Source organism: Streptomyces sp. NPDC021225, from assembly GCF_044332865.1.
Classification (GTDB): domain Bacteria; phylum Actinomycetota; class Actinomycetes; order Streptomycetales; family Streptomycetaceae; genus Streptomyces.
Genome location: NZ_JBIRPV010000006.1, coordinates 156,141 through 167,807, shown reverse-complemented (window position 1 = coordinate 167,807; position 11,667 = coordinate 156,141). Strand labels below are relative to the sequence as shown.

The 11,667-nt window shown below is 70.4% G+C and carries 17 protein-coding genes; 5 read left to right on the top strand and 12 right to left on the bottom strand.

What is annotated here, in order from left to right; all coding sequences use genetic code 11:
* Positions 1-42: 42 nt before the first annotated feature.
* Entirely contained in the window at positions 43-1,473 is a 1,431-nt protein-coding gene (locus tag ACH4S9_RS26745) for a DHA2 family efflux MFS transporter permease subunit (protein ID WP_398374109.1), read from the bottom strand.
* A gap of 86 nt (positions 1,474-1,559) precedes the next feature.
* Between ACH4S9_RS26745 and ACH4S9_RS26740 the strand changes: the two genes are divergently transcribed.
* The 3 genes from ACH4S9_RS26740 (at position 1,560) to ACH4S9_RS26730 (ending at position 4,168) form a co-directional block, all read left to right on the top strand.
* Entirely contained in the window at positions 1,560-1,898 is a 339-nt protein-coding gene (locus tag ACH4S9_RS26740; protein WP_361182361.1) for a helix-turn-helix domain-containing protein, read from the top strand.
* A 76-nt stretch (positions 1,899-1,974) separates the two neighbouring features.
* Positions 1,975-3,174, top strand: coding sequence for an NAD(P)/FAD-dependent oxidoreductase (locus ACH4S9_RS26735; RefSeq protein ID WP_398374108.1), 1,200 nt, complete (start codon positions 1,975-1,977; stop codon positions 3,172-3,174).
* Positions 3,175-3,271: 97 nt separating this feature from the next.
* Complete coding sequence (locus ACH4S9_RS26730) at positions 3,272-4,168, top strand: RNA polymerase sigma-70 factor (RefSeq protein ID WP_311721980.1); 897 nt, start codon at positions 3,272-3,274, stop codon at positions 4,166-4,168.
* A gap of 30 nt (positions 4,169-4,198) precedes the next feature.
* On the opposite strand, the gene ACH4S9_RS26725 is transcribed toward ACH4S9_RS26730, so the two are convergent.
* Positions 4,199-4,795, bottom strand: coding sequence for a TetR/AcrR family transcriptional regulator (locus ACH4S9_RS26725; protein WP_385340177.1), 597 nt, complete (start codon positions 4,793-4,795; stop codon positions 4,199-4,201).
* Positions 4,796-4,860: 65 nt separating this feature from the next.
* Complete coding sequence (locus ACH4S9_RS26720; RefSeq protein ID WP_385340179.1) at positions 4,861-5,823, bottom strand: quinone oxidoreductase family protein; 963 nt, start codon at positions 5,821-5,823, stop codon at positions 4,861-4,863.
* A gap of 239 nt (positions 5,824-6,062) precedes the next feature.
* On the opposite strand from ACH4S9_RS26720, the gene ACH4S9_RS26715 reads away from it, so the two are divergent.
* Both ACH4S9_RS26715 and ACH4S9_RS26710 read left to right on the top strand, forming a co-directional pair.
* Positions 6,063-6,389, top strand: coding sequence for a plasmid stabilization protein (locus tag ACH4S9_RS26715; protein ID WP_385340181.1), 327 nt, complete (start codon positions 6,063-6,065; stop codon positions 6,387-6,389).
* Positions 6,390-6,557: 168 nt separating this feature from the next.
* Positions 6,558-7,076 carry a DUF6328 family protein gene (locus tag ACH4S9_RS26710; RefSeq protein ID WP_398374107.1) on the top strand — a complete coding sequence of 173 codons (519 nt, stop codon included), beginning with the start codon at positions 6,558-6,560 and terminating at the stop codon, positions 7,074-7,076.
* 20 nt (positions 7,077-7,096) lie between these two features.
* Here the strand turns inward: ACH4S9_RS26710 and ACH4S9_RS26705 are convergent, their stop codons facing one another.
* The 9 genes from ACH4S9_RS26705 to ACH4S9_RS26665 are packed head-to-tail and all read right to left on the bottom strand — an operon-like array spanning position 7,097 to position 11,664.
* Complete coding sequence (locus ACH4S9_RS26705) at positions 7,097-7,444, bottom strand: gas vesicle protein K (protein ID WP_358843709.1); 348 nt, start codon at positions 7,442-7,444, stop codon at positions 7,097-7,099.
* Positions 7,422-7,613, bottom strand: a complete 192-nt coding sequence (locus tag ACH4S9_RS26700; protein ID WP_358843710.1) for a gas vesicle protein — start codon at positions 7,611-7,613, stop codon at positions 7,422-7,424. Before ACH4S9_RS26700 ends, ACH4S9_RS26705 begins: the two co-directional genes overlap by 23 nt.
* Positions 7,610-8,419 carry a GvpL/GvpF family gas vesicle protein gene (locus tag ACH4S9_RS26695; protein WP_398374106.1) on the bottom strand — a complete coding sequence of 270 codons (810 nt, stop codon included), beginning with the start codon at positions 8,417-8,419 and terminating at the stop codon, positions 7,610-7,612. Before ACH4S9_RS26695 ends, ACH4S9_RS26700 begins: the two co-directional genes overlap by 4 nt.
* Positions 8,416-8,826 carry a gas vesicle protein gene (locus ACH4S9_RS26690; RefSeq protein ID WP_311721971.1) on the bottom strand — a complete coding sequence of 137 codons (411 nt, stop codon included), beginning with the start codon at positions 8,824-8,826 and terminating at the stop codon, positions 8,416-8,418. Before ACH4S9_RS26690 ends, ACH4S9_RS26695 begins: the two co-directional genes overlap by 4 nt.
* Positions 8,823-9,209 (bottom strand): gas vesicle protein GvpO, encoded by a 387-nt coding sequence (gene gvpO / locus ACH4S9_RS26685; RefSeq protein WP_398374105.1) that lies wholly within the window; start codon positions 9,207-9,209, stop codon positions 8,823-8,825. The genes ACH4S9_RS26690 and gvpO overlap by 4 nt, the downstream gene beginning before the upstream one ends.
* A 3-nt stretch (positions 9,210-9,212) precedes the next feature.
* Positions 9,213-9,464, bottom strand: a complete 252-nt coding sequence (locus tag ACH4S9_RS26680; protein ID WP_398374104.1) for a gas vesicle protein GvpG — start codon at positions 9,462-9,464, stop codon at positions 9,213-9,215.
* 2 nt (positions 9,465-9,466) lie between these two features.
* The gene (locus ACH4S9_RS26675) at positions 9,467-10,252 is read right to left on the bottom strand and encodes a GvpL/GvpF family gas vesicle protein (protein ID WP_398374103.1); all 786 of its coding nucleotides are present in this window, start codon (positions 10,250-10,252) and stop codon (positions 9,467-9,469) included.
* Positions 10,249-10,695, bottom strand: a complete 447-nt coding sequence (gvpJ, locus tag ACH4S9_RS26670) for a gas vesicle protein GvpJ (RefSeq protein WP_398374102.1) — start codon at positions 10,693-10,695, stop codon at positions 10,249-10,251. The genes ACH4S9_RS26675 and gvpJ overlap by 4 nt, the downstream gene beginning before the upstream one ends.
* Positions 10,696-10,725: 30 nt before the next feature.
* On the bottom strand, positions 10,726-11,664 hold the full coding sequence (locus ACH4S9_RS26665) for an SRPBCC family protein (RefSeq protein ID WP_398374101.1): 939 nt from the start codon (positions 11,662-11,664) through the stop codon (positions 10,726-10,728).
* Positions 11,665-11,667: the final 3 nt, after the last annotated feature.

The following is an 11,667-nucleotide window of genomic DNA, read 5'->3' as shown; positions in this document are numbered from 1 at the left end:
GGACACCACTCCTCCCTCGGCTGTGACATGGTGTGATCGGCTTCACAGTGATGTGCGACTGCGGCTTCCGTCGCGCTGCGGTGGCGTGGAAGACCGCGACGCGGGCTCGGACTTCACCAGCCACAGGCCGGTGAACACGGCGCCGGCCATCGTGACGGCGCCGGCCGCGACGAAGGCGCTGTTGAGGCCGGCCTCGAACGACGCGCCGTCCGCTTCCCGGGTGCGGACGATGGCTCCGAGCACCGCCACACCGAGCACCGCACCGATCTGCCGGGTGGTGCTGCTGATGCCCGACGCGAGGCCGCCCTCCTGCGGGCTGACCGCCTGGATGGCAGCGCCGGTCAGCGGGGACATGGTCAGAGCGAAACCGATGCCGACAATCGCCAGCCGCCACCACACATTCCCGTAGCCGGTGTCCGCGTGCACGGAGCCCAGGGCCAGCAGCCCAAGCCCGGCCAGGGCCAGACCGGTGGTGACCACGATCCGGAAGCCGTACTTCGCGGCCAACCGGCCCGCATACGGGCTGACGATCACCATGGCGAGGGAGGCGGGCAGGGTCTCCAGGCCGGCGAGCAGAACCGAGCTGCCCTGGACGTACACGAAGAACTGGGAGAAGAAGAAGGAGGAACCCATGAGCGCGAAACCCACCACGACCATGGCCGTGTTGGACACCGTGAACAGTCGCTGCCGGAACAGCCGCAGCGGCAGCATCGGCGTCGAACTACGTCCTTCGACGGCGACGAAGACGGCGAGGATCACCACCGCGGCGGCGAAGCTGCCCAGGATCACCGGCGAGGTCCAGCCGAGGGAACCGCCCTCGATCAGCCCGTAGGCCAGCGCCCCGACTCCCAGGACGGACAGGACCGTCCCCGGGATGTCGATCGCCGGCGCGTCCGGATTGCGGGACTCGCCCAGGACGCGCAGACCGGCCAGCAGCAGGACCGCGCCGATCGGCGCGTTGACGAGGAAGATGGCGGGCCAGCCGAAGGCATCCACCAGAATGCCGCCTGCCAACGGCCCGGCGGCCAGGCCGATTCCGCTGAATCCGGCCCACAGCCCGATCGCCTTGACTCGTTCCTGCGGAACGGGGTAGGCGGCGGCGAGCAGGGCCAGCGAGGCGGGGCTCAGCGCCGCGGCCCCGATGCCCTGCGCCACCCGTCCCACGATCAGCCACCCGATCGACGGTGCGGCGGCGCACATCCCGGACGCGACGGTGAACACCACGACGCCGGCCAGGAACACCCGCTTGCGGCCGAAGCGGTCGGCGAACACACCGCCGGACAGCAACAGCATGGCGACCAGCAGCACATAGGCGTCGACGATCCATTGCAGACCGTTCAACTGGGTGTGCAATCGCAGCTGCATATCGGGCAGCGCCGCGCCCACGATGGTGCTGTCGAGCAGCACCATGAACTGCCCCAGGCAGGCCACTGTCAGCAACGCCGCCCGGCTCGATCGAATCCTCAAGGCCACAGTTGTTCCCCTCCGATGGTGCGGGTGCACCCCGGGAAGATAGTTCCATAATCCCGAACTGTCGAACGTTGGGATACCGTGGAGGCATGCGACCGCTACCCCAGCCCGCACGCGAGTCATTGACCCTCGCGCCGCTGCTGCACGCACTCGGCGATCCGGTGCGCCTGGAATTGGCGCGGCGGGCCCTGGGTCATCCCGAGTCGACCTGTTCCGCGCTCGCCGACGGCCTGGACGTGCCGGTGTCGACGCTGTCCAACCACTGGCGGATCATGCGCGAGGCCGGGCTGATCAGCATGACCGTCGACGGCAGACACCGGCGGATCCGGCTCCGCGCCGACGATCTGGGCGACCGCTTCCCCGGCCTGCTCGATCCGATCCTGCGCCTCGCCGCGGCCGAGTCGCCGAAGCCGCCTCTGACGGAGTGATCTGCCTCACATGCTGTCACAATGACCGAACACGCGGTGTCTTGAGGCCGAACCCCGAAGAGACCGAGGAGACACCGTGACTGGCAACACCGAAGTGGTCGTGATCGGCGGCGGATACGCCGGCGTCCTGGCGGCCAATCGCCTGACGCAGCGCGACGACGTGGCAGTGACGCTGATCAACCCGCGTTCGACCTTTGTCGAGCGGGTTCGCCTGCACCAGGTGGTGGGCGGGTCCCACGCGGCGGTCGTCGACTACCGGGAGGTCCTGCACGAGCGCGTCCTGCTGGTGGTCGACACCGTGACGCGGATCGACGCCCCCGGGCGCGGTGTGACGATGGCGAGCGGCGGCGCGGTCGGCTACGACTACCTGATCTACGCGGTGGGCAGTGGCAGCGCCGACCCGGGCGTGCCCGGAGCGGCCGAGTTCGGCTACCCGGTCGCCACCCTGGAGGAGGCGCAGCGGCTGCGGACGGCCGTCGACGCCGCGCCCGCGACGGCCGCGGTGGCGGTGGTGGGCGCCGGTTCGACCGGTATCGAGACCGCCGCCGAACTGGCCGAACACGGCCGCCGGGTGACCCTGGTGTGCGGCGGGGCGCTGGGCCCGTATCTGCATCCGCGGGTTCGGCGCTCGGTGGCCAGGCGGCTGGCCAAGCTCGGTGTGACCGTGCTCGAAGGCCCCAACACCAAGGTGACCGCGGTGACCCGCGACACCGTGCGGCTCAGCGGCGGCCACACGCTGCCGAGCGCGGTGACCGTCTGGACCGCCGGGTTCGGCGTGCCGGACCTGGCCAAGCACAGCGGGCTGAGCACCGACGCCGCCGGCCGCCTGCTCACCGACGAAACGTTGACGAGCGTGGACGACGTACGCATCGTCGCGGCCGGGGATTCGGCGGCACCGTCGGACCTGCCGCTGCGCATGAGCTGCCAGACCGCGCGTCCGCTGGGAGCGCACGCCGCCGACACCGTGCTGGCCCGGATCGCGGATGCGCGGCCCGCAGCCATCAACGTGGGCGTCTTCGGCCAGTGCATCGCCCTGGGCCGTCGCGCCGCCACCGTACAGCTCTCCTCCAAGGACGACACCGCCAACAAGTACTCCATCGGCGGGCGCCTCGCCGCAGGGATCAAGGAGCGCGCCTGCAAGGGCGTCGTCAAGGAACTGGCGGACGAGGCGCGCAAGCCCGGTTCGTTCACCTGGCAGTTCAAGGACGACAAGCGCCACCAGGTGCTGCGGACCAAGCGCGGCCAGGCGTCGGCCACCGCTGGACAGGCCGGCTAGGCCACGCGTCGGCGGCCGGCCACCGAGTACATTCGAGGAGAGAAAGGATCTTGCTGTGGATGCACGCTTGACGGCCTCCGGCACCCCAGGACGGGACATGAGCGACCACGCCGCCGGTCCGGCGACCGAGGCGTTCGTCACCCATCGCAACCTGCTCTTCACCGTCGCCTACGAGATGCTCGGCTCGGCGGCCGACGCCGAGGACGTCCTCCAGGAGACCTGGCTGCGCTGGGTCGACGTCGACCAGGACCAGGTACTCGACCAGCGCGCCTACCTGGTCCGCATCACCACCCGGCAGTCACTCAACCGACTGCGCACCATGAAACGCCGCAAGGAGGCATACGTCGGCCCCTGGCTGCCCGAGCCGTTGCTCACCACGCCGGACGTGGCCGACGACGTCGAACTCGCCGAGAGCGTGTCGATGGCGCTCATGCTCGTCCTCGAAACCCTGTCGCCGACCGAGCGCGCCGTCTTCGTCCTGCGCGAGGCCTTCGGCATCGGTTACGACGAGATCGCGGCCGCCGTCGACAAGAGCCCCGCCGCCGTCCGCCAGATCGCCCACCGCGCCCGCCGGCACATCGACGCCCGCCGCCCCCGCGCGGTGGTCTCCGCGAGCCGGACCCGGGCGGCTCTGGAGGCGTTCCGGCAGGCACTGGAAACCAGGGACCTCCAGGGGCTGCTCGACGTGCTCGCACCCGAGATCGTCGTCGTCAACGACGGCGGTGGCATCAAGCAGGCCGCGCTGCGACCGGTCATCGGCGCCGAGAAGGTGATCCGTTTCCTGACCGGCGGCCTCGGCAGGACCACTGCCACGGTCACCGTCGGTCCGACCACGGTCAACGGCAACCCGGGGCTCGTCTTCCGCCTGGACGGCGAGATCGACGGCGTCATGGCGGCCCGCGTCGAGGACGACCGCATCACCGGCCTCTACTACGTCCGCAACCCCGAGAAACTGACCCGCGTCGAATCCGAGACGCCGCTCACCCTGCGATGAACAGAGGCCGTCAGCCGCACACGGCAACCCTCAGGAAGCGGCCCTGCATCGCAGGGAAGCGATGCCCTGGTCCAGGGCGGCCTCGAGATGTGTCAGACGACCCGTCGACATGAAGATCAACACTCCGCCCTGGATGCCGGCCAGAAGCGCCGCCGCGCTGTTGTCGGTGTCCAGATCGGCGTCCACCTCACCGATGTCCTGCATGTGCCGGATGCCCGCGGCCAACTCGTGTTGCCACTTCTCGAGCAGCTCCGTGGCCACGGCCTGCGCGCCTTCCGTGGCCGACCCGGCCTGCGAGATCGCCACATGGAGCGGACAGTCCCTGCCCTGCTCGCGATAGCGGGAGACCACTTTGTCGCGCCAGTCCTGCCAGGCGGGCCATGACGTGAGGGTGGAGAGCTCCGGCTGCTGGTCGCTGATCACTCGGGCCGCCTCGTGACGGGCCACGGCCAGCAGCAGTTCCTCCTTCCCGCCGGGGAAGTAGTGGAACAGCTGGCTCTTGCTGGTCGCCGTACACGCTATGACGTCGTCGAGGGTCATGGCGAACACGCCGTGCCGCCGGATCGCCGAGGCGGTGCCTTCGATGATGCGCTGCTTCGTAGCGGCGCCCTTGCGCGTCAACGGCACAAGACCCTCCCGGTGTCGAACTTTCTGCGGTTTCTCCGGTGGCGGAAGGGACCCTACATGTGTGTTCAGGGAATCAGCAGCAGTTTCCCGGTGGTCCGGCGGGACTCGAGGTCCGCGTGTGCCCGCGCGGCTTCCGAGAGGGCATAGCGGGCTCCGATGCGTGGGGTGACCTGGCCCTTCCTGACCATGTCGAAAACCTCGGAGCTTCGCTCGACCAGGGCTTCCCGGGTGGGAACGTGGTGGTGCACGACCGGATAGGTCAGCAGAATGCTCTTCGGCAGATCGGTCACGGAGATCGACGGGATCCCCATGAAGGGTCCGTAATAGGCGTGCACACCGTGCAGCCGTAGGGACAGCTGCGAAGACCGGAACGTGGCGGTGCCGCCCCCGTCGTACACCACGTGCGCGCCCTCGCCGCCCGTCAGCTCCCTCACCCGGTCCTCGAAGCCGTCCCCGGCCGACACCAGGACGTGGTCGGCGCCGGCCTCCTCGGCCACCGCCACCTTCTCCTCCCGGGAGACCAGGCCGATCACCTGGCCGCCCCGAGCCTTGATCATCTGCGTCAGCAGCAGACCCACCCCACCGGCCGCGGCGTGCACAACGGCCGTGTCCCCGGGCTTGATCGCGTACGTCTCGGTGGTGAAGTGATTCGCGGTCAGTCCCTGCATCATTACGGCGGCCGCGGTCTCGTCCGGCACGTCGTCCGGGACCTTCACCAGCGAGTCCACGGGAATGGCCAGCACATCCGCATAGCTGCCCACGTGGTAGAACCAGGCCACCCGGTCGCCGACGGCCAGATCGTCGACCCCGGCACCGACCGCGGTCACGTACCCCATGCCCTCGACACCCAAAATCGTCGGAGCCGCCCAGCCCGGGCCGCCCACCGACCGGGCGCCCACGTCCATGTAATTGACCCCTGCGGCACCGAGCCGGACCAGCGCTTCACCGGGGCCGGGCACCGGATCGGGAAATTCGGTCCAGGTCATGACCTCCGGGCCGCCGTGGTTCTGGATGTGGATCGCGTGCATGGGGATTGCCTCTCCGTGAGCAGTCGCCGAGCCCCACCTTGGGCGTCGACGTTGTGCACCGTAGAGATCCAAAAATGGACCAGCAAGTCCAGAATCTTGGCAAGATCCTGCCCGGGCGGGTCCCGGCCAAGTTTCAGCAGTGGGCGGATGCCCCGGTGGCCGCCGCACTGCGGTGAAACAGTCCTGCGCCTTAGGGTTGAACGTGGAGTTCAGCATGCTCGGGAAGGAGAGGCCGAACAATGCCTTCAGGATCCAGCCGCAAGCGGGAACGCCAGTACGAGCACATCAAGGAGAGCCAGGAAGAGCGTGGTACGCCCACCTCCCGGGCCAAGGAGATCGCCGCTCGTACCGTCAACAAGGAACGTGCCCGAGCCGGCGAGGCGAAGACCGCCAGCAGGACCTCCACGCGGGACCCGAAGTCCGCGCCGGAGCGGGGCGGACAGCGGTCGCACAGCGGAGCCAGGGGCCCCACGCGTGACCAGCTGTACAACGAGGCCAAGCACCGCGGCATCGAGGGCCGCTCCCATATGAACAAGGAGCAGTTGGCGAAGGCGCTCGGCCGCTGACACGCGGCTAGCCAAACCCCTCCGGACGCCGTCCCCGCGCGGCAATCTGCCCCAGGCGTTCGTCCACGCCCAGATACTGGAATCGGCGGCCCGCCTCGCCGTCCACCCGTATGGGCTCGCATGAGGTGGTGCCCGTGGGGAAGGGCGGTTGGGTGAGGAGCGCGCGTGATGCATGACGACGGCGAAGCGTCGGGGCATGACGGCCGTGAGCAACCGTCCGGTCGCGTCGAGACCCGGGAGGAGCGGGCCGACCGCAGGTGGGCCGAGCTGCTCCAGGAAGTGCGAGTGACGCAGACGGGCATGCAGATTCTGTTCGCCTTCCTGCTCACGGTCGCCTTCACCCCGCGCTTTCAGAGCCTGGGACACTCGGATCGGACCATCTACGTCGTGACCGTCCTGCTGGGCGCGGCGGCCACCGGAGCGTTGATCGCACCGGTCTCCTTGCACCGGATCGTCACCGGGCGCCGGCTGAAGCCGGAGACGGTCCATGTGGCGGCGCGCTTCACCGTGGCCGGACTCGTGCTGCTGCTGTGCACCGTGGAGTCGGCGCTGCTGCTGATCCTGCGCGTCGTCGTGTCCGATGTGACCGCGTTCTGGCTGGCGGCCGTGGCCCTGGTGTGGTTCGTGAGCTGCTGGTTCGTACCCGCGGTCTGGCTTTTCCACCGCTCGCGCAAGGAGCGGCGCTGATGCCGCGGTACGCGTTACCCCTAGTCGCGGGGAAGCAACGGGCCCAGCGGGCCGAGGTCGATGTTCAGGTCGTCCTGGGTCAGGCCGAAGTGTTCACGCAGCTCGGCCATGTTCTCCTCCAGGGCCATGAGGGTCAGCCCCAGCTCCTCGATCTGCTCGTCGCTGATGTCGCCCTGGTCGACCCGGCGCAGCGCCTGGCGCTCCATCAGCTGGCGCAGCAGCTCCACGATGGTCAGCACCAGGCCCGCCAGGCTGCGCCGCACCGACTCCGGGTCCACGGTGATGCGCCGCGGGTCGCCGGGGCGGCGTTCGTCGTGGCGGCGGTGGTCGGGCGGCCGGCGGTCGTCAGGCCCGCGGTCGGTCGTCATCTTCGGCTTCCACGCGTACGGAAGCGATCAGCGCCCGGAGGGAGATGCGCACGAGATCGATGTCGGCGATGCACAGGGTGATCTCTCCGCTGATCACGACCCCTCCGGCCAGCACCCGGTCCAGCAGGTCCACCAGGGCCACCTCGCGCCGTTCGATCGCGCGTGTCACGGCTCCTCCACATCCGGTCGCGGCAGCGCCGTGAACGAGTACGGCGGCCACGGGCCGCTGACCTCCAGATCGATCTCGGGGTAGCGCTCGCCGAGCGCTGTGACCTCGGCGGTGAACTCGTCGGTGCGGTCGTCCGGCACCAGGTAGGAGTTGTTGAGCACCATCCACCCCTCGTACGCGGCGAGCGCCGCGTCCTGCGGCGGGTGTTCGGCGGTCGCGGCCGACAGCCGGGCCAGGGTCGCGTGGATCTCCTCCGCCCACTCGGTGGCGCGCAGATGGGCCGTGTCCTGATCCTGCCGCTCGGCACGGCGGCGCGCGAGATAGGCGGCACCGGGCCGCTGCCCGCCCCCGGCCGCACCCCCGGCCGCGCTCTCGGCCGGGTCCGGGAGAAACGCCCGAGGGTCAATGTACGCCTTCACGCCCCACTCGGTCCGCCCGGCCACCCGGCGCAGCGCGGAGGCGAAGTCCGCCCGCCGTGCCTCCAGCATGGCGCGGACCCGGTGGTCGTCGTGGTAGAGCGTCGCGAAGCGCAGCGGAACGACGTGGCCCCGGTCGGCGGCCGCGTCGATGACCCGGTGGTGGGCGCGGGCCGTCCGCTCCAGCCAGCGCAGGTCCTCCAGGTGCGCGCGCAGCGCCCGCTCGTCGAAGTCGGCCAGGGGTACGGAACCGACCACGGCCGCGAGCCCCGCGCCCTCGACCACGCGCACCGGCTCGCCCGCCACGCCGGTGACGTCGGCGGGCACACCACCGCCGACCGCCTCGGGGGACGTCACCGCGTAGAGCCAGGTGGCCTCGGGCCCGGTCACCGCTCCTCCCCTCCTGCTTCCTCCCGATCCTCGCGCTCCTCGGGCTCCCGCTGCACCTCCCGCCGCTCGCCGCGGCCGCTCTCAAGCTCCCCGAGCCGCCGCCGCAGCCGTTCGTTCTCCTCCAGGACGTCGCGGGCGCCGGAGGAGAGCGTGGGGTCGTGCTCCCACCAGTCGATGCCCATCTCACGGGCCCGGTCGACCGAGGCCACCAGCAGCCGGATCTTGATCGTGAGCAGTTCGATGTCCAGCAGGTTGATCCGGATGTCCCCCGCGATGACGATCCCCTTGTCGAGCACGCGCTCGAGGATGTCGGCCAGGTTGGCGGGCTCGTGGCGGGCGGGCTCGCGGGTGGCGCCAACTCGTCGGCTCGGCACGTTCCCGCCGGCCTGGCCGAAGTTCTCACTCATCCGCCACCCTCCTCCGACTGACACCGGGAGTAGCGCCTGGCCCGGCGGTAGGAGACGAGATCGCCGTGGTCGTCCACGGTGACCTGGTAGAGGGCGAGCACGTCGGTGGTGTCCGGGATCCGGTGGATCTCCACCACCTCGACGCCGACCCGCCAGCCCTCCTCGCCTCGCTCCAGCGAGACCACCCCTTCGGGCTCCGCCCCGGTGAGCTCCCCCACCTGGCGCACGGCGCTCCGGGCGGCCTCGCGGGCGTCCATCGCCGGCCGCGCCGGGCGCCGCGGGCGCTCCCGGGTGTGGGTCTCGCGCCGGTCACGGGCGTCGTCACGGCGGTCGTCACGGCGGTCGTCGCGCCGATCGCGGTCGTCCCGTTCCGCACGGGCCACGGCTCATACCTCCAGGCCCCCGGCCGGGGGTCCGCCCCGCATCAGCCGGCCGACCAGCTCGCTCTCCAGCTCCGCCGCCTCGTCCTCGGACAGCTCCCCCGACTCGCGGGCCTCCGCGACCGCCTCCAAGCGCTCATGGATCACCGTCGGGTCGTAGAGCTCCCGGAGGGCCTCCTGTCGCACCTGCTCGGCGATCCATGCGACGCCGCGCACCGGGGCGAGCGGAAGGGTCAGCAGCCCGGTCAACAGGCCCATGGCTAGCCGCCTTCCTCCACCCGGCGCAGCGCGTCGGCCACGAAGTCGTACGGCGCCAGCGGCCCCAGCAGCCGCAGCCGGACCCGGCCGTTCCACTGCCGGGCCAGCTGCTCCGCCGCCTGCTCGAACGCCCCGCGCTGCTTGTCCTCGATCAGGAAGGCGGCGTTCACGACCCCTTCGGCGGACTCCGGCTCGGAGGTCGCCACCGCGAGCGCGAACGGCGCGACCCGCTGCTCGATCTCCCGGGCGTCCACCTCCCGCTTGGCGCCGACGGCCTCCACGACCAGCTGCCCCAGCTGGATGCGCAGGTCGTATCCGGCGTCCTCCGGCAGCCCTTCCAGCTCCTCCCGCAGCCGCCTGGCCTCGACGTGTTCGTCCAGCACCTCGCGCAACACCTCGTCCTGGACATAGCGGGCCCGGAGGGTGAACTGGGCGCTGCCCCGGAGCCGGTCGAGTGCCCAGGTGAAGTCGTCATGGCCCTCGGTCAGCAGCTCCTCGGTCACCGCTCGCTCGTCCCGCACCACCGTGCCGAACCGCAGCGGCAGCACGGGCAGGCCCGAGGCTGCCAGGGTGTCCAGCACCTGGGCGTGGGCGCGCAGGTCGTCCGGGGTACCGAGCGGCTGTTCCGTGGGCACCTCACTCACCGCCGCGGCCAGCCCGCGGTCCCTGACGAAGGTCACCGGGGAGTCCGGGGCGCCGACGGCGGGCAGGTCCTTGACCGCCTTGTCGCCCCCTTCGTCGGGTATCACCCCGTACACGTAGCAGGCAGGTCCGTCCCCGGCCATCATGGCTCGCGCTCCCTGTCACTGGTCCGGCTCCTCCGGCGCCGGGGCCGCTCCTCGGCCTCGGCGTACTCGTCCTCCTCGTCCTCCTCGTCCTCCGCGGGCTCGAGAAGGTCGCTGACCTTCTCCTTGACGCCCTCCAGGGCACCCTTGGTCTTCTGGCGTGCGCCGCCCTCGCGCATCTCGTCCATCAGACCCGGCAGACCGCGGGTCTCGGTCCCGCTGCGGGCGATGTCGAGCCGGCTCGTCGCCTCGGCGAACTTGAGATAGGTGTCGACGCTGGCGATGACGATGCGGGCGTCGATCGTCAGCAGCTCGATGCCTACCAGCGACACCCGGACATAGACGTCGATGACCAGTCCCTTGTCCAGGATCACGCCGACCACGTCGGCCAGACCGCTGGCGGAGGGCCGGTCCAGATAATGGCCTTGCTGACTTGCTACGGTCACCACGCTCACCCGTTCCGGGGCGGGGGTCCGTCAGCGGCGCGAGCGCCGCCGGGGCGCCTCGTCCTCGTCCTCCTCCTCGTACTCGCCTTCCGCTTCCTCCTCTTCGGCGTACGCGTCCTCGCTCTCGCGCTCGTCTTCCTCTTCGTCGTACTCGTCCCTGGGCTCCTCGCCCTCGCGCTCCTCACCCTCGGCCGGGACGACCTCGCCGTCATGGATCTCGCCACGCCAGCCGTCGACCTCGTCGGGATGCAGCAGCACCTCGGACATGACATGCCTGCGGTAGTGCTTCAGCTCCAGGCGCGCCCGGCGGCCCTGGGCCCGCCAGAGGTTGCCGGTGTGCTCGAAGAAGCCCTGCGGGTGGTACTGGAGGACGAGCAGGATCCGGGTGAGGTTCGGGGCCACCTCGTGGAAGGTGACCGCACCGTCCACATGGCCCTTCTGGCCGCGGGACCGCCAGACGATGTGCTCGTCCGGCACCTGGTCGACGATCTCGGCTTGCCACTTGCGGTGCGAGAGGAAGATCTGGGCCTTCCAGTCGACCTCCGCCTCGGACCGCTGCTCGACGTCCTCCACCTTCTTCATGAAGCTGGGGAAGTCCTCGAACCGCGTCCACTGGTTGTAGGCGACCGAGACCGGGACACCCACGTCGATCTGCTCAACGATGTTGGTGACCTTGAACTTCTTGCCCTTGCCGCCGCCACCGCCCCCGCCGAGGCCCGGCACTGCCTCCGTGACCTTCTCCTTCGCCTTCTCCGCGAGCTGCCGCGCACCCGCCTTGAGCAGCGGCTTCACCGGCACCTTGAACCCGACGCCGCCACCTTCCCCGAGGTGGGTGACCGTGCTCACGGCGCGCTCGCCGAGCGCGGTGAGCAGATTCTGCGTCTCCTGCATCAGACGCTCGGTGGGCAGCTCCTTGGTCAGCGTGGAGAGCGCGCCGTGAGCACGGTGGCCGTCCGGTCGCTCGGCCATGTC